This window comes from Paenibacillus sp. EB106-05-06-XG162 (assembly GCF_058791655.1).
Genome location: NZ_JBYTDT010000020.1, coordinates 38869 through 58942, shown reverse-complemented (window position 1 = coordinate 58942; position 20074 = coordinate 38869). Strand labels below are relative to the sequence as shown.

Sequence of the window (20074 nt, the reverse complement as noted above, 5' to 3'; positions counted from 1 at the left end):
CACAATCAGCCGGCGAGATCAACTCTCGACCGGTTTTTTTGTGCTCGAATCAAAGCACCTTAGTCGAACGAAGCCCAGCCTTCGTTCATGATCTTCGTCTCCATCTGCGGCCAGAAGTAGAGCATCTCCTCACGCAGCATCGACATAATATCGCGCTGCCAATCTTCTAGAATCGGTGAGTGTTCTTGAATGAACCAGACGATATCCTTCTCAGGTTCCGGCGGGAAGGTTCGATTGGCAGGGGTATCGCTTTTGCTAAGAATGTTCTTCGGGTCCAGATTCCATAGATCATCGTATTCGCCGGGTTCCTTGTACCCATTAGCTTGATCTTTTGTCTGCTGTATGAGCTTCTCAGTATAACGTTTCTTATCGAGACGCTGCGGCTTAATAAGCTGCGGATCAATATGCTCCTGAATGGCGAGTACGGCATCAATGAAATTCTCAACCGCTTCTGTGCCATGCTCAAGCTCGTAGCGACTTACCCGTTCCGCCGTGGCGGACATGCTCTCCACCATATTGCGGTTCGAATTGGAGAAACGGACGTTATTCTTGAAAAAGTCGCAGTGTGCGAGAACGTGAGCAACGATCAGTTTGTTCTGGATGAGGGAATTCCCATCCAAGAGGAAGGCATAGCAGGGGTTCGAGTTAATGACGAGCTCATAAATTTTACTTAGACCAAAATCATATTGCATCTTCATTTTATTGAAAGTTTTTCCAAAGCTCCAATGCGAGAATCGCGTAGGCATACCATAAGCGCCGAACGTATAGATGATGTCGGCCGGGCAGATCTCATAACGCATCGGATAATAATCGAGGCCGAAGCCGTCAGCGATCTCCATAATCTCGGCAATGGCAAATTCAAGATCTCGGATTTCCTGCGTCATGATCGTGTCGCCCCTTCCGGTGATTTCTGAAAGAATGTCTTGAGCGCCTTGTAGACTTCGTTCTTCTCCTTAATGACGTAATGCATGAAATGGGGTTTATTGATATGCCGGTAAGCCGACATGAGCGTACTGCTCCGATTGTATTGGTTCACTTCGCCGTAACCGAACATATTGCACCGCTTCAGCAATTCATCGATGAGTTTGACACAACGCTCGTTATCGGACGTAAGATTGTCGCCATCAGAGAAGTGGAACGGATAGATGTTATAGTTCGCAGGCGGAAAGCGACGATCTATAATTTCAAGTGCTTTGATATAGGCGGAGGAGCAGATTGTACCGCCGCTCTCGCCACGAGTAAAGAATTCATCTTCGGTGACCTCTTTCGCCTCTGTATGATGCGCAATGAACACAATTTCCACTTTCTCGTATTGTTGACGGAGGAAGCGGGTCATCCAGAAGAAGAAACTTCGTGCGCAATATTTTTCGAAGCTGCCCATGGAGCTAGGGGTCTCATAATGAACTATTTTTAAATGTGTACTAGCTTTGTTCTGTCCTACATATGTATGGATGAAGCTATTTTACGGTATACATGCGTGTCTGACGAATCCAAAGGAGGAGCCAAGGATGCCATACTACTTGAGCGCAGATGGTGGCGGGACGAAACTCACGGCCGTTCTGTTCAATGATCGGTACGAAGTGCTGGGCGTTGGGCGTGGACAAGCTATTAATTATGCCTCTCAAGTAGATATTGCAGGTTCCATTGAGAACTGTCTGGCCTCATGTCTGCAAGGATACAGTGGGATTACCATCCAGAAGGTCTATTATGCCATGCCAGCTTCGATTGACGTGTTCATGACCATCCTTCGGCAGCATGTGATCGTTCATGAGGAACAATGGCTTAGTGAAGGTAAGATGGCGCTACTCGCGGGGATTGTGCAGCATGAAGGCATTGTTGCGTTATCGGGGACGGGATCCGGTGTGTTCAGGGTTGCCGAAGAAGAGCAGCATCTAGGCGGCTGGGGACATCTGCTCGGCGATCTAGGTAGTGGATATGAGATCGGCCAAGATGTGATTCAAGCCGTATTAAGGAATTTCGAAGATCGAGGCCCAGTTACGCGATTGAAGCAGCTGCTTATCGATGCTTGGCAGGTGCAAGATCGACTAGCGCTCATCCATCATGTCTACCAAGCTGCGAATCCACGTCGACAGATCGCCTCTGCGGCGATCTTGGGCGCAGAGGCAGCTGCTCAAGGCGATGAGGTAGCTCGGCGGATATTCGAGAAGGCCGGAGAAGCGATGGCGGTGCAGACGAATGAAATGTTGGACAGGGATCAGAAGGAATCAGGGGTCTCTGTTATGATCGCAGGCAGCGCATGGAAAGGATGCAAGACGATGTACGATCGATTCTGCGAGAAGGTTCATGAAGAGCATCCTTCAGTACAGATCCACATGCCACGATTCGAGCCGGCATTGGGTGGGTTATTCGCCCAGTTCTATGCTGAAGATGCAGGAAGTTCGGATCGACTAGCCACCTCCGTAGCACAGCTTATTGAAGATCGGCATGCTCCGCTGATGTATAGAGTTTTATGGTAAGTCATGACACATGCATTCACCGAATGGGGAGGGGTATTTATGTTAATGGATCGATATTTTGAAGCGGTTGAAACGCTGCAGGCGCGTATTCGCTCGACGCAGCAGACACCGATTGTTCAAGCTGCGACAGCGATTGCGGAAGCATCCGCGGTGGGACAAGCTGTTCATCTCTACGATACGGGGCATATTGTCGATCATGAATTGATTCGAAGGGCGGGAGGATTACTGCTGATGAAGCCGCTTCGGGCAACGCTTCATGTCGACAATCCTGTGCGGAAGCGTGACTTGTATGGTAAGGAAAAGTCGATGGAAGGACTGGGAGAATATTTCCTACGTGCTTCGAATGTGATGCCTGGCGATGTGCTCATAATGGGTTCGGTTTCAGGTAAAAGCGTGGAGGCGGTCGACATTGCACTGGCGGCGAAAGAAATGGGTGTCACATTGATCGTCTTGACGTCCTTAACCTATTCGTCTCAAGTGAAGTCCATGCATTCATCTCATAAGAGGTTATTCGAGGTCGGTGATATTGTACTCGATAACGGTGCGCCTCTTGGGGATGCGCTGCTGCAGGTGGAAGGATTAGGGACAGGGATTTGCCCTGCTTCAGGGTTGTCCGCGGCTTATATCATGTGGGCGGTAACGGCCGAAGCCATCGATCAGCTGCTGGCAAAAGGTCTTACACCGTCAGTCTATAAGAGCTACAATTATGCGGACGGTTGGGAATACAACGATGTGCAGGAGAAGGCATACGCCGAGAGAGGCTATTGATATGCATTTATGAACGCCAGGGGATCCCCCTGGCGTTTTTGGTTTTGCTGTAGAAGCCTAAAGGACAGGACGCATGAGACAAGTTCGACTGTGCATACACTTCAGTATGACAATCAGGGGAGGCGAGTCCCTTGCCATATACCGTAAGTGAAAAATTCGGCGACAAGCCAATAGCTGCGTGGATTGGAACACGGTTCAAGTCTTATGTGTTTGAGCATTACGGTGTGGAGATTGAGGTCAATAGGGTACCGGTCCCCGTTGAAATAGACTCGAATAGGAGGGCGGACGCATGCAGCCAGAAACTCGAAATCGATGCGCCATCTACGCGAGGGTAAGTACAGATCAGCAAGGGGATTCCATTGAGAACCAGATAAGTCAATGTGAAGAATATATCCATCGTCTTGGCGAGCATTATGATACTTCGGATATTATGATTTACCGAGATGAAGCTGTATCGGGATATTATACGAGTGTATTCGACCGGCAGGAGATGAAGCGAGCTATTCAAGCAGCCCGTGAGCAAGCGTTCAAGCTGCTCGTCTTCAAAGAGGTCAGCCGGGTCGGTCGGGATAAGCAGGAGAACCCGGCGATCATCGGCATGTTCGAGCAATATGGTGTGCGCGTGGTGGCGATCAATGATAACTATGATTCGCTCAATAAAGATAATATCACTTTCGATATTTTATCCGTATTATCTGAACAAGAGAGTAAGAAGATATCGTCCCGGGTTAGTAGCGCCAGGAAACAAAAAGCACGCCGCGGGCAATGGAGCGGGGAACCGCCCATCGGTTATCGTATTCAGATCGCTACACATCGGCTTGAGATTGATTCAGAGTACAAGGAAATTCCTGCACTAGCTTTTACACTCTATGTGGAGCAGGGACTAGGAACATTCCGTGTGGCAGCGGAGCTCAACAAGCGGGGATACCGCACGAAGAACGGGAATAGGTGGACGCGGGAGAATGTGAATAAAATGCTGCGAAATCCGGCGTACATCGGACATGTCGTCTATGGTACGCGGCGAAATCAGCTGAAGCGGGAATACGATGATGCCGGCAAAATGTCCAAGCGTAAGGTACAAGTCCGCATTCCCGTATCCGAATGGCAAATTATTGAGCGTGCACATGAACCGATTGTGGATGAGGAGATGTTCCAAGCCGCGCAGCGCATATTAGCGGGCAGAGGGCAGAAGGGTGCGCCACGGCGTGCCTATCATCCCCTTACCGGGCTATTATATTGCGGCCAATGCGGGAAGCGCATGGTCTGTCAGAAGCGATCATCCGGCGTCAAATCGTATCGATATTATGTCTGTTCGACGGCACACAAGTATGGCCGAGAGGCTTGCTCGCAGCCGAATGCGGAAGCGGATCAGCTGGAAGAAGCTGTACTGGATGCTATTCGGCGACAATTGGCACAGGTAGCGCAGGATCAATTTCGCTTCACCTATGATCGTCGTCAGGATCTAGAACGCCTTCGAGGAACGTTAAGCACCAAGTTGACCTTGCGGGCTAAACGGCATAAGGATCAACTGGATCTATTCCATCAGCGAGAACTATTCGATACGAATACGTATGAGCAGCAGATGCGATCGTTCAGAGGGCAGCTTGAGCAAGTCGATGAGGAAATGAAGGAGATTGAATGTCAGATCTCAGCATTGGAAAAGAGTCCGGCTGCGGATACGGCACTCCAGGATTATTATGCCTCATTTATAGCGTTGAAGCTAAGCAGTGATGCAGCTGCGCGGGTATTGTTCCATGAGCTATTGGAGCGGGTAACGATCGACTCTGAACAGTTGATGATTGCTTATCAGGTTTATTTTTGCAGTGAATAGGTCTGTCCCTTATACTGAAAGTAATGAATGTGTTTCGTGGAGGGAGAGGAAGTTCAATGCATAATAAGCTTCAAATAGGGATTATCGGGTGTGCCAAAATAGCGGTTAAATCGGTAATGCCTGCGATTGTAGAATCGGAGACAAGCCGATTGGCGGCTGTTGCTAGTCGAGACGAAGCAAAAGCCCGTGAAGTTGCGCAGCAATTCGGCATCGAGAAGAGCTACAGCAGTTATGAAGCCATGCTGGAAGATCCAGAGATCGATGCAGTGTACATTCCGCTGCCAAATCATTTGCACCGCGAATGGGCGATTCGTGCTGCGGAAGCAGGGAAGCATGTCCTCTGTGAAAAGCCATTGGCTTTAACACCGGAAGAGGCAGAAGAGATGGTTCGTGCAGCCGACAAGGCGGGCGTTAAGCTGGCTGAAGCCTTCATGTACCGCCATCACCCGCGGTGGGACCGGATTCGTGCGATCATCGCAGCAGGTGAAATTGGTGAGCTTCGAGCGATTCGTGGAGCTTTTACGTTCAATGGCGCTCGCATGGATCGGGGGAATGTCCGGTTCCGCTCGGACTTTGGCGGCGGTTCGATCTATGATGTAGGCTGTTATCCGATTAGTGCAGCGCGGCTGATTACGGGGCTTGAGCCCGAAGCAGTATCAGTACATGCGCAATTTCTGTCCGAATTCGGGGATGTGGATATGATGGCATCCGGATTGGTGGAGTTCGGAAATGGTTTGTCATTAACCTTCGATTGCGGTATGCTCGCGAGCTATCGGAATTTCGTAGAGATTGTCGGGGCAGACGGACGAATCGAATTGGAACATGCGTTCAAACCGACGGATGAAGGTACCCACGCTTTTACCGTTGTGACGAATGGGGAGCGTCGTGAAGAGCGGTTCGCATCGTGCAATCAATATGCGCTGATGGTGGATGATTTCGCGCGTTCCATCTGGGGAGAGCAGTCCCTTCGATTCCCACCTGAGGATGCCACTCGCAATATGCGTGTAATAGAAGCCTGCATACGTTCGGCAAAGGAACGTACGAGAGTTAAGCTGTAGGATTTATATCACAAGAACGCCCATTGCATCTGTTCATTCAGAGGCGATGGGCGTTCTTGTGTTCGTATAGAAATGTTTACGTTTTTGGCGTGTTTTAAGCGTTACAGGCAAGGACAATACCGACGGTCTGCGGACCACAGTGGCTGGCGATAACGCAGCCTGTCTCAGCGAGCAGCACTTCGCGTACCTTCGTCTCGCGCAATAAAATTTCACGGATCTTCACGGCTTCCTCCTCCGCGAACGAATGGGTCACGGAGATGGTAGCGCCATCCAGTTGGTCTTTGTATTTCAGCGCATTTTGCAGCAGCTGATCAAAGGCCTTTTCGCGTTTGCCGCGGATCTTGGAAGCAAGGATCATTTTGCCGTCGACGACCTTTACGACAGGGCGGATCTTAAGCAAGCTGCCGATGAAGTTCTGCAGACTGGAGCAACGTCCACCTTTATGCAGATAATCGAGCGTATCGATGATGAATTCTACTTCGATGCGTTCGCGTGCCTCGAGGATCATTTGCTCGATCGCCTGTAAGTTATGTCCAGCTTCGGCAGCACGGACGGCTTGAAGCACGAGCAGGCCGATGCCGGTCGATAAATTACGTGAATCGATGACGACAACACGTCCTTCAGGGAACTCGTCGGCTGCTATTTTTGCATTCTGGCACGCAGATGATAACTCGGATGAAATACCGATGAAGACCACGTCATGACCTGCTTCAATGGCAGGGGTGAACGCCTTTATGAAGTCACCCGGTGAAGGTGAAGCTGTCTTGGGAAGACTTCCAACGACATCAACTTTTTGATAGAGCTGAAGCGGGGTTATATCCTCGCCATCACGAAGAGCCTCCTCACCAAAGGTTACATACAAGGGAATAATACCGATTTGATATTGTTCGCGTAACTCAGGCGGCAAGTCACAAGTGCTGTCTGAGAAGACCCGAATGTTAGACATGAAGAACAACCTCCTGAAATGAAAATATGTAAGAACAATGATCTCATTATATACTACGAATCCAGAATTAGAGTAGGGAAATGTTAACAATAGAATTGTGTGAATCTATTAGGACATAAGAACAATCCGAATGATTCAGAGATTCATATTTTAGTAGTATATCGATCAGAAAGAAAGTGTTCGGTCCATGGCTGAGGTGAAATGGAGTATATGGGATCATGTCCGTCGAGTTCGTCGCTTTGTTAAGAATCATGTTGGAGATCGTGTACTTGTAAGTTTGTTTGATGGCACCATTCATAGGGGGCGGATCTTATCTGCAGGCAGAAGATCTTTCCGATTGCGAGTGAGACGGCGCGGGCTCAATGTTATCATTGTGATTCCTTTTTTCCGTGTGAGATTCATTACGTTGTTATAGGATCGTCGGAAACCTGCGTAGGAGTAAAAGGGGATGAACTTATGTCACGATCTATGACGCCATCCGATATTCGTGATTTTTGCAAAAATAATGTCGGCAATCGTGTGAATGTGGAGCGATGGATGATGTGGAATTGGAGCCGTGCTAGGGACAAGTCCATAGGATGGACCGATTCCATCATAATGAATATGTAAGAAGCCCGTTCGGATTCGAACGGGCTTTGATATGATAAGACAATGTTCTGTTATCAGTCAGGTTTTTCCTTCAGAGTGTTTTCGTTATAATGTTACTTACCATATACAAATAAGGAGAACTTATGCGCGTCCAATCATTTTCACCCATCGTCAATGACCAATCCAATATATTGATTCTAGGTTCTATGCCAGGCGTTGTCTCGCTTGTGCAGCATCAATACTATGCGCATCCGAGGAATCATTTTTGGAGGATCCTCTATGACTTGTACCAACTCCCGCTTGAGATAGATTATGATCAACGCATTGCATTCGCAAGTTCGAAAGGGATCGGCTTGTGGGATGTATTAGGAGAGTGTGTCCGGGAAGGGAGTCTGGATTCGAATATTCAAGAGGCCGTGCCGAATGACTTCGTTTCGTTATTCGCATCGTATCCTCACATTACCCATCTACTGTTCAATGGAACGAAAGCTTATGAGGTGTTCATGCGACAGGTGGCGCCGCATCTCGATCTGGAACATATGACGCTGCACAAGCTTCCTTCGACGAGCCCGGCGAACACAATGTCCTATGCGAGGAAGCTTGAAGCATGGAGGAATGAGATCGACTGGATATGACTTCCATCTAATTTCCGTATGGGAAAAAATGAATTTATCGCCTCGATTGCGAAGGAATTTAAGTTAGGCTGTCGAAATAACTTAGAAATATTGCTGCTATCTTATGATATAGGGGGGGACGAATCCAAGGCTAGGTCGATTCCAAGTACTGCAACAATGCTAACGCGTTCAAATGGAGAGTGAAAATGACTATCACTTTTTGGAGGGATGACGATGTCGGATCGTAAAATTACTCAAATTTTATCCCATAATACCGTGATTGTAAGTAGTTCAGCGGGGACAAAGTCCATTCTTTTTGGAAGAGGGATCGGTTATATGAAGAAACCGGGGATGGTCATTGACCAAGAGGAAATTGCAGAAGAATATTTGCTGCTGCCAGTCTACCATGCCTCCAATGTCGCGATGAAAAGCTGCGTATAGCAGACTCAATTGAATAGAGAATATAGCCTGTACTTGCAGAACCTGAGGTTCGTGGTGCAGGCTTTTTTGTTCGTATTGCGTAATACGTGTTCGGGGGCCCCAGCAGAGCACTTGGATCAGCTTTGGAGCCAAAGTTTCACTTTATGGTAATATATGGAATGGTACGACATCGCCTTCGCATATGCTTCTAATGAAGTCTGATTTTAACCCATTACATGAAGGAGTGAAAGTGAATGCCAACGCATGGCGACAGCTTAAAGTTTGGTGTTGTTCTCTGCAAACAGTGTAATGAAGTGATTGATGAGATTGATGCGTACAAAGTAACGATTCTGTATAGTCTGTGTGACGGTTGTGAAGTGCACGAGCCAATGGAATCGAATACCATAAGCCAAGTGAAGTGACGAGTCTAATATGTAGAAGTCATCTGACCTGAATAACGAACTGTCTCTGTGATGTTATGCAATCGCTATCAATAGGAGAGGGGGGAGTATCCTATTGGTTCATTATGAGTTACCCAAGGAACCGGAGGTATCCATCATGGCGATGATCACGGCATTGGAATGGGGCGTCACGATCTCTTCCCAGGTCTTATAACGAAGGTCTTCTGGAGAAATGCCATGAATACCGGGATCGCCTGCTGTGGCGTTGCGGCGCAAATTCTCAAGAATGGTGCGTTTCTTATCAATGTTGGACATGATTCCGGTCTTGCGGATATCATTGAATCGAATTTCGGTTGTCTCCAACTGATCTTTGTCTTTCTGCTGCAGATTGGGAAGTTCGAGTTCTTCGAATAACATCGTCTCCAATTCTTCGATACTCACTTCGGCCTCGACAAGATCTTGGCCTGGCTGATCTCCAGCTTTGTCCCCTTTGCCAGGTCCGCTCTTCGGATCGGTCCCGAGGACATCGCCGACTTGACTGTCTCCATCCCCTTGGCCGACATGCTTCTTCTTATTGTAATTATAAATAAACCGAAACTCATCCAGACTGCGGATGGGGACTTTAATGATTTGCTTACCGTCTGACATGATAATGTTCTCTTCGGTGACGAGATCGGGTAAATTCTGTTTAATCGCGTCACGGACTTTTTGCTGATGGCGAGATTGATCTTGGAACCCTTTTCGATGCAAAGACCAGTCTTCTCGCGACACGATGGACATCACTTGATCCATTCTATCCATACAGGAACCCCTCCCCAAAAAAATCGTTCGCGTGCTTGATCGCCTGTTATTCTAATATATTCAGAAGAGTGAACGATATGTGACCGCATTCAGCGAGCGTGGATCAGCGGAAGGATACAATCATTGTCGTTTTCGTGGAGGATCTGGAAAATTACGACGTTTTTTATTATGATAGATGAGGTTAAGCTAAGTTTAAAATATGGAAAGCAGAAAAGGAGATTCGACCATGTTACGTAAGTACGTCGTGATCGGCAGTCTAAATTTACTTGTTGCCGTAGCTCTGGGTGCATTCGGTGCCCATGGCTTGAAATCCATATTGACGGAGTCGCAGCTCAATACATATGAGACAGGCGTTCATTACCATATGATTCATGCGTTAGGTATCCTCGTCATTGCGCTTCTCTCAGGGCAATTAAAGATGTCGCGTCAATTGTTATGGTCAGGACGACTTCTATTTACAGGCATTATTCTATTCTCCGGAAGCCTGTATCTACTCAGTGTTACAGGCATTAAGGTTCTAGGTATTATTACACCGCTCGGCGGCGTTGCATTCCTGCTCGGATGGTTGTTGCTAGCAGTAGCGGCTTTACGTAACTCATAGATAAAGAGAGGATCGTGGCAATGGAGGCGAAGAAGCTATCTTCTAATGACCAGCTGCTGAGGGCGATAATGGAATATTACCCGATCTCTGTGATTGAATTAGAGCTGAACGGGAAGATCGCAAATGCCAATCATCATACCTGTGAGTTGACCGGATATGAAGAACATGAATTAATCGGCATGGATTATCGGTTGTTGTTAAGTGATGAGCAGATTCATGCCAATATTTTGCAAGGGAAGGCAACCCAGAAGTCGACCTATTTCGATGATAAGAGAGGTATCCGAATCGATCTGCAAATGGTGATCTATCCGATCATGATGGAAGACCGGCTTGAACGTATAATGCTGATCAGCCAGGACGTAAGTGATCGGCGGCGTGTGAATGATCGTATTCGCTATATGTCCTATTATGACGATATGACGGGCCTTCCGAATCGGCGATTGTTCTTGGAACGGCTTACAGATCTATTGGATGCGACACGTTCCGCGGATGTGGGGGTCGCCGTCGCCTATATGGATCTGGATCGATTCAAGCTCGTGAATGACTCCTTCGGTCAAGATTTCGGGGATATGCTGCTGCTTCAGATTGCAGAACGGCTTACCCGGATCGTAACGGAATATGATTTCGTTGCGAGAATGGACGGGGATGAGTTTATTTTTTATTTTGTGAATATCAGTACGGAGGAAGAAGCGTTTCAGAAGGGTATGCAGATTGTTCAAGTGCTCGATGATCCGTTTATTTTGAAAGATCAACCCATCCATCTGACGGCGAGCATAGGCTTATCCATGAGCAGGGGACATCAAGGCGATGCGAGACAGCTGATCAAACAAGCGGATATTGCGCTCTCCACCGTGAAGAATAAAGGGAAAAATCATTATCAGATGTACTCTTCAGAGATGTCGACCAAGTCCCTAGAGCGTCTGACCTTACAGCATGAACTACGCAAAGCGATGCGAAATGGAGAGTTCCTGCTCTATTACCAGCCGCAAGTACATATGGAGACCGGACAAATTGTTGGCGCGGAGGCGCTAATTCGCTGGAAGCATCCTGAGAAAGGGCTGATCCCACCGGACCAGTTCATTCCTCTGGCTGAAGAGAATGGCTTGATCGTCCCGATGGGCGAATGGGTGTTAGAAGAAGCGTGCAGACAGAATAAAGCTTGGCAGCAAGCGGGATTGCCGTCGATACCGATCTCTGTTAACTTATCGATGCGTCAATTTTTACTTCAGAATTTGAATGAGAAGGTTGGCCAAGTGCTAGAAAAGACGGGACTCGAGGCGAAGTATTTGGATCTCGAGATTACAGAGAGCATGACGATGGACGTGGATCATGCATCCAATTGTCTGAAGGAGCTGCGTGAGCTAGGCGTAGGGATTAGTATCGATGATTTTGGTACCGGATATAGTTCATTCAGCTATTTGAAAGATTTCTCGATCAATCGGCTCAAAATAGACCGTTCTTTCGTTCGCGATATTATGGAAGACCGAAGCGCAGCGGCCATCGTGGCGTCGATTATCGCGATGGCGCATCATCTGAATTTGCAAGTCATCGCCGAAGGTGTCGAGTCTGAGGAACAAGTGGACTTTTTGAAGGCGCACTGCTGCGATGAAATCCAAGGCTACTACTATAGTCCGCCTGTACCTGTCGGTAGAATTGAAGAGATGCTGATCGAGAATGTCGTGTCATGATAGATAAAGGGAGCTCCTGAGGGGCTCCCTTTTCGCTGTCTGCTTTAGACGATAAATTCATCGATTTCCGTGAGGTTTAGAATGTAGACCTGTTTCTCATCCACATGATAGACATGGATCAAGGACCGGCTTGGGTCAAAATCTAAGATGCGTCCAGGAATACTCTGCTGAACGCCGCGTCCTTTGTTCACAATGAAACGAATCAATTTCGATTGGTGTATGGCTGCTAGAATAATGTCTGCGATAGATAGCTGTACATCCGTTGGATTTTTAGGCGATAATGCTTGGGCCAAATCAACTTGGTTCAAGTATCCTATTGGCTGTGATGTGTCTGATCGTGAATTGTTATCCATAATGCCTATATGCCGCCTCCAACTTCGTTGATAAAGAGTAGTGCTATTGTACCACGTTTTTGAAATCAGATGTAGAACTAAAAGTGATGAATCGCATATATTATAAAAGTCGCGATATGAAGGAAGTGATAAATGATGGTTCGGGTTGAGCCGATTCAAATAGGTAGCGTGACAGTCATCGGGGTTGAAGTCAAATTGCCGAAGACGACGCTGCTTGCTGTGACAACCGAACGTGGCTACATTATGTGCGGCGCGTTAGATGTTGGACTACTCAATGACAGATTGAAGGACCGGAACATTATTGCTGGCAGAGCCGTTGGTGTTAAGACCTTGACTGAATTGTTAGAAGCCCCGCTAGAGTCCGTGACCCATGAAGCAGATGCGCTTGGTATTCATCCCGGCATGACAGGGAAAGAGGCTATTCTGATGATGGTATAGTCAATTGATGATGAACAGAAAAAAGGTACAGAGGTTTCATGATGACATGAATGCCTTCTGTACCTTTGGTGTATTTAGTTAAATAACTTCGGCAAGTTCACATGGAAAGGCGGTTTAATAATTCCTTTTTCCGTGATAATCGCACTTACATATTCATGTGGCGTCACGTCAAAGGCAGGATTGAACACCTTGATATCCTGAGGTGCAGTGCGCTTCCCAAATCCCTCGGTAATCTCCGAATCCGGGCGTTCTTCAATTGGAATATCCGCGCCGCTGGCCGTATTCAGATCAATTGTAGACAACGGACTCGCAACATAGAAAGGAATGTTATGCGCCTTGGCAAGAACAGCAACGCTGTACGTACCAATCTTGTTCGCGACATCCCCGTTCGCCGCTACGCGGTCGGTACCGACGATTACAGCCTGGATCCAGCCCTTGGACATCACATAACCGGCCATGTTATCACAGATCAATGTGACATCGACGCCGGCTTGTTGGAGTTCGAAGGCCGTTAAGCGTGCGCCTTGCAAGACAGGGCGTGTCTCGTCCGCGAATACTTTCAGATGCATGCCTTGCTCTTTGGCAAGATAGAATGGAGCGAGTGCCGTACCATACTTCGCTGTAGCAAGACCGCCGGCGTTACAATGCGTAAGCACGCCGATGCCATCCTCGAACAACGTTAATGCATGCTCACCGATGAGGCGGCAGACTTCTTCATCTTCAGCTTGAATGCGATTCGCCTCTTCGAGCAGCGCAGCATTCCGTCCTGCAAGTGTTGAACCATCCGTTGCGACACCTTCAGCACAACGTTTCATGCGGTCAAGCGCCCAGAACAGATTGACTGCCGTCGGACGCGAAGTTGCGAGGTATTCTGCTGCCTTAAGAACTTCTTGCAGCCATGCAGCAGGTTCTTCCGTCTGAAGAGCCCGGCCACCCATGGCAACGCCGTACGCTGCTGCGATTCCAATGGCAGGCGCGCCACGAACCGCCAGGTGGCGGATCGCTTCCCATACTTGCTCCACCGTTGTAAGGGGAAGCATTACGATTTGCTCAGGAAGCAGTCGTTGATCCAATAAATCTAGATGTGTATCCGCCCAGCGGACGGATTGCAGAGGTGCGTTCGTCATGATGTATGAACTCCTTCTATGGCTTGTTCTAGGGTGTCAATAAATGTATCAAAGGTCTTCGCTTGAAGGTGTCCCATAATAAGCGTGCGACCGATTGCAAGTGCAAGGCGTTCTGCACGTTCTTTCACAGCCGTATCTGCTATGGTATCGATATCTGCGACATGGGCCAGTCCAATCGTGCGGCGGATCATTTTGCACCCCGCGAATCCAATCGCATCTTGCAATAACCGCTGCATGTAGAGGTCTTGATAGCCCGGCGTATTCGCCAGTGGGTCTACAGTATGTTCATTCCAAAGGGCACGGAAGTTCGTGTCAAATGCGGACCAGATCTCGCGAAGCGTCTCGGTGAGATAATCACGATAGGATTCACGAGCCTCACTCGTCTTGCTCCAATAGGCTTGACCAATGTAATTCATGGCAAGGTTTGAGATAACGGCGGCAATATCGAATCCCATCGGACCGTAATAAGCGAATTCAGGATCGATCACTTTGGTCGATTGTTCCGTTATGAAGATGCTGCCTGTATGAAGGTCACCGTGTAAAAGGGCTTGTGCCGAAGTAAGGAATTTCTCCCTTAATTGAGCAACTTCCAGCTTGAGCGGCTGATCGGCCCAGAGCGCTTCAACCGCATCACGGATGGCAGGGTTGAAGTTATTGGTCTCGCTATCGAAATAAGGATCAGCGAAGATGAGGTCCTCTGTAATTTTGCATAGCTCGGGATTAATGAACTGCTTGACGGCTTCTTTCTTCGCCTGTTGGTTCTTGCCAAGGTCGGAAGTGAAGAAGAGCGTTCTTGCGAGAAACTCCGCAATATGGCCAGCGAACAGGGGGTAACGGTTACCCTCAATTAAGCCTTTACGCATAATCGTGTGATCGCTTAAATCTTCCATGATTGTCATGGCGAGCTCTGCATCATAGCGGTATACGGTAGGTACAAGGTCAGGACATAGCTGATGCTCTAGGAGGAGTGCTTCGCTCTCAATTCTTGCACGGTCCAAGGTGAGGGGCCACGATTCCCCGACGACTTTGGCATAAGGGAGTGCTTGCTTGAGAATGATGCTCTTATTCGATGCTGCATCCGAAATATGAAAGACGAGATTCAGGTTGCCGTCTCCGATTTCACGTGCTGACAGATCGGCTTGTTCATGGAATAAATCTGGAATTTCTCTCGCGATTTGAGTCGCTTCTTCGAGGGTTAAAGGATGATATGCGGACACCTCTGCCCCACCTCCATAATTCAATATTCTCCCATTGGAATGGTATAGTTGTCCATAAGTATACTGGATAAGAACCAATGTTAAAATAGTTAAATTGTGACGATGTGACAAAAATCATGGCGAATTTTCAGGAGATTTGCTGGCGAGAGATGAACTCTTGTCGAAATCAAGGTATAATAGAGATATTGTTGGTGAGAAAGGCGGTTACTTACATGCAGAATAACGCACAACCCGTCGCATTAAAAGAGTGGGCCGTCGCCATAGAAGCTCTTGCGTCAGGGAAGCAAATCTTGCTGATGCGCAAAGGAGGAATTGTAGAAGAGACACGGCATTTTGAACTGAAGAGCCCGTCCTTTTATGTGTATCCTACCTATGAACACCAGCGCAGAGAGCTGCTGAAGGAAGCGAATCAATCCGATCTCGATGTAACGCTGGCTGGATGGTCGAATGATGATACAATGGTAACGCTTCGTTTGTATGCGGAGGTCATCGAAGATATCGAGATTCATGATCAAGAGACGCTGAATAGGCTTCGAGATTTCCATATCTGGACGGATCACTTTGCAGAAGAACGGCTGAAATGGAAGAAGAAGCTTCCGCTGCATGTCTTGCTTCTGCGTGTCTATAAGCTGGATCCGGGACTTTCAATTGAGATTGAAGAAGAATATCTAGGTTGTAAGTCATGGGTAAATCTGCCGACGCAGGTGACATCCATTGAGCGGAGTCAGCTCGTCCCCGTATTATCGGATGAAAAGTTTCAAGAGCAGGTTGAGTCGATTCGGAAAGCGCTAGAAGCGTGAATTGAGCCGTAATCTTACATGGACGGACAGGTTGCGCGCCCCAAATTCTGTTTCATTGCTTTCAAGATGAAAATAAAGTAAAATTACTGTTGATAATCAGTGAGAATCACTTTAGAATGATTATAAAGTAATATTTGTTTTGATGTTCAAAAAAATAAACATAGATGCTCGAAGGGAGTACCAAAAACATGGCAACACATTTTAAAATTGACGGTTTGAAGGCTGAGATCGAAGGAAAAGAGATTCTGAAAGGTCTTAGCTTGGAGATTAAAGGCGGCGAGATTCATGCGATCATGGGTCCGAATGGTACAGGTAAAAGTACATTAGCTTCCGCATTGATGGGGCATCCTAAATATGAAGTAACAGATGGCAGCGTAGAGCTTAACGGTGAAGACGTGCTTGAAATGGCTGTAGATGAGCGCGCTCGTGCAGGTCTATTCTTAGCGATGCAGTACCCAAGTGAAATCGCGGGTGTAACGAACTCCGACTTCTTGCGCAGTGCAATCAATGCTCGCCGTGAAGAAGGTAACGAGATCTCCTTGATCAAGTTCATTCGCCAAATGGAAGGTAAAATGAAAGAGCTTGAGATGAACCCTGAATTCGCACACCGTTACTTGAACGAAGGCTTCTCCGGCGGTGAGAAGAAACGTAACGAAATCCTCCAAATGTTGCTGCTTGATCCGAGCATTGTGATCCTTGATGAGATCGACTCCGGTCTTGACATCGACGCACTCAAAATCGTAGCAAACGGTGTGAACACGATGCGTAGTGAAGATCGTGGATTCTTGATTATTACGCACTACCAACGTCTACTTAACTACATCAAACCAGACTTCGTACACGTTATGATGCAAGGACGTATCGTGAAATCCGGCGGTCCTGAGCTTGCTGAGCGTCTTGAGAACGAAGGCTATGATTGGGTTAAAGAAGAGCTAGGCATTGTTGACGAAACGGTTGGTCAAGAAGCTTAAGCGAATAGAGGAGGAGCAAAGAAAATGACAACACAAACAATCCTTCCTATTGACCGTGAGTCGTTAGCGGCGTTATCGCAAAGCAACAATGAGCCAGCTTGGCTGTCGGCGTTACGTTTGGAAGCTTTGGAGCTTGCAGGTCAATTGGAATTACCCATCGTAGAGAAACAAAAAATTAGCCGTTGGAATTTAGATACCTACGGAACATATACGAAATCCCCAGCGATTCAGTCGGTGAATGAATTGCCAGAATCCTTGCAATCTCTTGTGAAATTAGAAGAGAACAGCAGCGTTCTAGTACAGCGTAACTCGAGCGTTGTGTTTCAGCAATTATCTGCTGATCTCGCGGCGAAAGGTGTTATTTTCACCGATTTGCAGACAGCGATTGAGAAACATGCCGATTTGATACAGAAATATCTATTCCAAGCTGTGAAGAAGGATGAGAATCGTCTTGCAGCATTGCATACAGCAATTTGGAACGGCGGCGTATTCGTCTATGTGCCGAAGAATGTTGAAGTGGATTTGCCATTGCAAGCCGTATTGATGGCAGATGATGCGAATGCAACATTTGCACCGCATGTTCTACTTATCGCAGATTCGAACAGCCGCGTAACCTATGTTGATAATTACTTGTCGACAGACGCTATTGGCGTAGATCAAGTCGTTCATAATGGCGTTGTTGAAGTATTTGTTAATGCTGGCGCTAACGTACGTTTTGCTTCCGTTCACCACTTGAATGCAACGAACGTGACATACCGCCGTGCTGTTGTAGAGAACGACGGACGCATTGAGTGGATTATCGGTGAGATGCACAATGGTAACGCGGTATCGGAGACGATGTCCGTTCTGAAAGGAAATGGCTCATCTTCGGATGCGAAAGTCATCTGTGCAGGAACGAATGACCAGAAGCTTAGCATTACGACGAAAGCCGTTCATTTCGGTAAAAGCTCTGACAGCCAAATGTTCACACGTGCGGTTATGCGCGATCAAGCTAGCGCGATCATCAACGGTATTACGAAAATTGAGAAGGGTTCAACAAAAGCGAATGGTGAGCAGACAGAGAAAGTTCTTATGCTTAGTCCGAAAGCTCGTGGGGACGCGAACCCGATTCTTCTCATTGATGAGGACGATGTAACGGCGGGTCACGCGGCTTCTGTTGGACAAGTAAATCCTGAGCAAGTCTACTACCTAATGTCTCGCGGAATTTCGAAGCAAGATGCTGAACGCTTGATTATTCATGGATTCTTGGCTCCGGTTATTTCCGAGATCCCACTTGAGAATGTTCAAGAGCAACTTCGCAGCTTGATGGAAAGGAAGTTAGGACAATGAACAGTGCGCAAATTCGTAAGCTCTTCCCGATCTTAGACCAGGAAGTTAACGGACATCCACTCGTCTACCTCGATAGTGCGGCTTCATCACAGAAGCCCATCTCGGTCATTGAAGCGGTGAAGCAATACTATGAGCATGATAATGCCAATGTGCATCGCGGCGTTCATACGCTAGGATCTCGTGCCACAGATGCTTACGAAGGCGCGCGTGAAAAAGTGGCCCGATTCATTAACGCGAAGCGCTCGGAAGAGATCATATTTACGCGTGGAACGACCACTGCACTGAACCTAGTAGCGAGCTCATACGCTAGGCTCAACTGCCAAGAAGGTGACGAGATTGTGATTACCCCGATGGAACATCACAGTAATCTGATCCCTTGGCAGCAAGCAGCCAAAGCAACAGGAGCAACGCTCAAATATATTCCCTTGCAACCTGATGGTACGATTCTTCTCTCCGATGTGGAGCAGATCATTACGGATCGGACGAAGGTCGTCTCGATGACTTACGTATCCAATGTGCTAGGCGTTGTAAACCCGGTGAAACAAGTGGCTGAAATTGCACACCGCCATGGCGCAGTCATGGTTGTGGATGGTGCGCAGAGTACACCGCATATGAAGGTCGATGTGCAAGATTTGGATTGCGATTTCTACGCTTTTTCAGGACATAAGATGTGTGGTCCGACGGGAATCGGCGTATTATATGGGAAGAAGTCTCTTCTGAACAACATGGAACCGATCGAATTCGGCGGCGAAATGATTGATGAAGTAGGACTTTATGAGTCCACTTGGAAAGAGATTCCTTACCGCTTCGAAGGCGGAACGCCGATCATTGCTGGAGCAGTCGGCCTAGGAGCAGCCATCGATTTCCTCGAGGAAATCGGAATGGATGAGATTGAACGCCATGAGCATCAGCTCACGGCGTACGCGATGGAGCGATTATCTGAAATTGAAGGGATTACGATCTATGGGCCGCAGAAGCGTGCGGGCCTTGTGACCTTCAATCTAGGCGACGTTCATCCACATGATGTTGCGACGGTGCTCGACGCGCAAGGAATCGCGATTCGTGCAGGCCACCACTGCTGTCAGCCGCTTATGAGGTGGCTGGAAGCAAGTTCTACAGCACGCGCGAGTCTTTATCTGTATAATACAGAAGAAGACGTAGACCGTTTAGTGAAGGGTCTAATCCAGACGAAGGAGTATTTTGGTTATGCAATTGGATGATTTATACCGCCGAGTTATTATGGACCATTATAAAAACCCGCGTAATCGTGGAACGTTCGACGAAGGCGCGGTAACGATTAACTTGAACAATCCGACTTGTGGCGACAAAATTTCGCTGCAGCTGCAGATGGATGGGGATGTCGTCAAGGCAGCTAAATTCTCTGGAGAGGGTTGCTCGATTAGCTTATCCTCTGCGTCGATGATGACGGAAGCTGTCAAAGGGAAGACGATCGAAGAAGCTTTGGAACTGGCAGATCGGTTCTCTGGCCTAATGAAAGGTGAAGCGGTCGAGTTCGAGGAACTTGAAGATATCGAAGCGTTGTCTGGAGTTAACAAGTTTCCAGCACGTATCAAATGTGCAACTTTAGCGTGGAATGCCTTGCGTAAAGGGATTGAACACGATCATCAAGCATAGAACAATAATAA

21 protein-coding genes and 3 pseudogenes are annotated in these 20074 nt (G+C 47.7%); 17 read left to right on the top strand and 7 right to left on the bottom strand.

Annotation, left to right across the window (positions count from 1 at the left end):
* Window positions 1–65: 65 nt before the first annotated feature.
* Window positions 66–884 (bottom strand): annotated as a pseudogene (locus tag AC3WU2_RS27165) (SpoVR family protein); the annotation flags it as partial.
* Window positions 881–1393, bottom strand: a pseudogene (locus tag AC3WU2_RS27160) (DUF444 family protein); the annotation flags it as partial. The pseudogenes AC3WU2_RS27165 and AC3WU2_RS27160, both read right to left, overlap by 4 nt.
* Before the next feature lie 115 nt (window positions 1394–1508).
* Between AC3WU2_RS27160 and AC3WU2_RS27155 the strand changes: the two are divergent.
* From AC3WU2_RS27155 to AC3WU2_RS27135, 5 genes are all read left to right on the top strand, one after another.
* Window positions 1509–2477 (top strand): BadF/BadG/BcrA/BcrD ATPase family protein, encoded by a 969-nt coding sequence (locus AC3WU2_RS27155; RefSeq protein WP_492458073.1) that lies wholly within the window; start codon window positions 1509–1511, stop codon window positions 2475–2477.
* A 39-nt stretch (window positions 2478–2516) separates the two neighbouring features.
* Window positions 2517–3245 (top strand): sugar isomerase domain-containing protein, encoded by a 729-nt coding sequence (locus tag AC3WU2_RS27150; RefSeq protein WP_492458072.1) that lies wholly within the window; start codon window positions 2517–2519, stop codon window positions 3243–3245.
* A gap of 131 nt (window positions 3246–3376) precedes the next feature.
* Entirely contained in the window at window positions 3377–3580 is a 204-nt protein-coding gene (locus tag AC3WU2_RS27145; protein ID WP_492458071.1) for a hypothetical protein, read from the top strand.
* The gene (locus tag AC3WU2_RS27140) at window positions 3535–5076 is read left to right on the top strand and encodes a recombinase family protein (RefSeq protein WP_492458070.1); all 1542 of its coding nucleotides are present in this window, start codon (window positions 3535–3537) and stop codon (window positions 5074–5076) included. The genes AC3WU2_RS27145 and AC3WU2_RS27140 overlap by 46 nt, the downstream gene beginning before the upstream one ends.
* A gap of 56 nt (window positions 5077–5132) precedes the next feature.
* On the top strand, window positions 5133–6134 hold the full coding sequence (locus AC3WU2_RS27135; protein WP_492458069.1) for a Gfo/Idh/MocA family protein: 1002 nt from the start codon (window positions 5133–5135) through the stop codon (window positions 6132–6134).
* A 94-nt stretch (window positions 6135–6228) separates the two neighbouring features.
* Here AC3WU2_RS27135 and AC3WU2_RS27130 read toward each other — a convergent pair whose 3' ends face one another.
* The gene (locus AC3WU2_RS27130; RefSeq protein ID WP_492458068.1) at window positions 6229–7080 is read right to left on the bottom strand and encodes a DegV family protein; all 852 of its coding nucleotides are present in this window, start codon (window positions 7078–7080) and stop codon (window positions 6229–6231) included.
* Between the two features lie 456 nt (window positions 7081–7536).
* Here AC3WU2_RS27130 and AC3WU2_RS27125 point away from each other — a divergent pair, with 456 nt between their 5' ends.
* The 4 genes from AC3WU2_RS27125 to AC3WU2_RS27110 all read left to right on the top strand — a co-directional run bounded on the left by AC3WU2_RS27125 (window position 7537) and on the right by AC3WU2_RS27110 (window position 9124).
* Window positions 7537–7689 carry a hypothetical protein gene (locus AC3WU2_RS27125; RefSeq protein WP_492458067.1) on the top strand — a complete coding sequence of 51 codons (153 nt, stop codon included), beginning with the start codon at window positions 7537–7539 and terminating at the stop codon, window positions 7687–7689.
* Window positions 7690–7811: 122 nt separating this feature from the next.
* On the top strand, window positions 7812–8303 hold the full coding sequence (locus AC3WU2_RS27120) for a DNA-deoxyinosine glycosylase (protein WP_492458066.1): 492 nt from the start codon (window positions 7812–7814) through the stop codon (window positions 8301–8303).
* A gap of 213 nt (window positions 8304–8516) precedes the next feature.
* A complete protein-coding gene (locus AC3WU2_RS27115) occupies window positions 8517–8723 on the top strand; it encodes a CAT RNA binding domain-containing protein (RefSeq protein ID WP_018756133.1) in 207 nt (68 codons plus the stop codon).
* A gap of 233 nt (window positions 8724–8956) precedes the next feature.
* A complete protein-coding gene (locus tag AC3WU2_RS27110; RefSeq protein ID WP_018756132.1) occupies window positions 8957–9124 on the top strand; it encodes a GapA-binding peptide SR1P in 168 nt (55 codons plus the stop codon).
* A 108-nt stretch (window positions 9125–9232) separates the two neighbouring features.
* On the opposite strand, the pseudogene AC3WU2_RS27105 reads toward AC3WU2_RS27110, so the two are convergent.
* Window positions 9233–9895 (bottom strand): annotated as a pseudogene (locus AC3WU2_RS27105) (DUF444 family protein); the annotation flags it as partial.
* Between the two features lie 235 nt (window positions 9896–10130).
* Between AC3WU2_RS27105 and AC3WU2_RS27100 the strand changes: the two are divergent.
* Window positions 10131–10505, top strand: coding sequence for a DUF423 domain-containing protein (locus AC3WU2_RS27100; protein WP_492458065.1), 375 nt, complete (start codon window positions 10131–10133; stop codon window positions 10503–10505).
* A 20-nt stretch (window positions 10506–10525) separates the two neighbouring features.
* Window positions 10526–12193: a putative bifunctional diguanylate cyclase/phosphodiesterase gene (locus AC3WU2_RS27095; RefSeq protein WP_492458064.1), complete on the top strand. Its 1668-nt coding sequence runs from the start codon at window positions 10526–10528 to the stop codon at window positions 12191–12193.
* 44 nt (window positions 12194–12237) lie between these two features.
* Here AC3WU2_RS27095 and AC3WU2_RS27090 read toward each other — a convergent pair whose 3' ends face one another.
* Window positions 12238–12546, bottom strand: a complete 309-nt coding sequence (locus tag AC3WU2_RS27090; RefSeq protein ID WP_018756128.1) for a hypothetical protein — start codon at window positions 12544–12546, stop codon at window positions 12238–12240.
* Between the two features lie 135 nt (window positions 12547–12681).
* Here AC3WU2_RS27090 and AC3WU2_RS27085 point away from each other — a divergent pair, with 135 nt between their 5' ends.
* The gene (locus AC3WU2_RS27085) at window positions 12682–12984 is read left to right on the top strand and encodes a YunC family protein (protein WP_492458098.1); all 303 of its coding nucleotides are present in this window, start codon (window positions 12682–12684) and stop codon (window positions 12982–12984) included.
* A 74-nt stretch (window positions 12985–13058) separates the two neighbouring features.
* Here the strand turns inward: AC3WU2_RS27085 and mtnA are convergent, their stop codons facing one another.
* Both mtnA and mtnK read right to left on the bottom strand, forming a co-directional pair.
* Window positions 13059–14111: an S-methyl-5-thioribose-1-phosphate isomerase gene (gene mtnA / locus AC3WU2_RS27080; RefSeq protein ID WP_492458063.1), complete on the bottom strand. Its 1053-nt coding sequence runs from the start codon at window positions 14109–14111 to the stop codon at window positions 13059–13061.
* On the bottom strand, window positions 14108–15328 hold the full coding sequence (gene mtnK, locus AC3WU2_RS27075; RefSeq protein ID WP_492458062.1) for an S-methyl-5-thioribose kinase: 1221 nt from the start codon (window positions 15326–15328) through the stop codon (window positions 14108–14110). The genes mtnA and mtnK overlap by 4 nt, the downstream gene beginning before the upstream one ends.
* A 212-nt stretch (window positions 15329–15540) precedes the next feature.
* Here mtnK and AC3WU2_RS27070 point away from each other — a divergent pair, with 212 nt between their 5' ends.
* From AC3WU2_RS27070 to sufU, 5 genes are all read left to right on the top strand, one after another.
* Complete coding sequence (locus tag AC3WU2_RS27070; RefSeq protein ID WP_492458060.1) at window positions 15541–16128, top strand: DUF1802 family protein; 588 nt, start codon at window positions 15541–15543, stop codon at window positions 16126–16128.
* Between the two features lie 188 nt (window positions 16129–16316).
* Complete coding sequence (gene sufC / locus AC3WU2_RS27065; protein ID WP_018756123.1) at window positions 16317–17099, top strand: Fe-S cluster assembly ATPase SufC; 783 nt, start codon at window positions 16317–16319, stop codon at window positions 17097–17099.
* A 24-nt stretch (window positions 17100–17123) separates the two neighbouring features.
* On the top strand, window positions 17124–18428 hold the full coding sequence (gene sufD / locus AC3WU2_RS27060; RefSeq protein WP_492458058.1) for a Fe-S cluster assembly protein SufD: 1305 nt from the start codon (window positions 17124–17126) through the stop codon (window positions 18426–18428).
* Window positions 18425–19648: a cysteine desulfurase gene (locus AC3WU2_RS27055; RefSeq protein WP_492458056.1), complete on the top strand. Its 1224-nt coding sequence runs from the start codon at window positions 18425–18427 to the stop codon at window positions 19646–19648. The genes sufD and AC3WU2_RS27055 overlap by 4 nt, the downstream gene beginning before the upstream one ends.
* Complete coding sequence (gene sufU / locus AC3WU2_RS27050) at window positions 19635–20063, top strand: Fe-S cluster assembly sulfur transfer protein SufU (RefSeq protein ID WP_018756120.1); 429 nt, start codon at window positions 19635–19637, stop codon at window positions 20061–20063. Before AC3WU2_RS27055 ends, sufU begins: the two co-directional genes overlap by 14 nt.
* Window positions 20064–20074 lie beyond the last annotated feature (11 nt).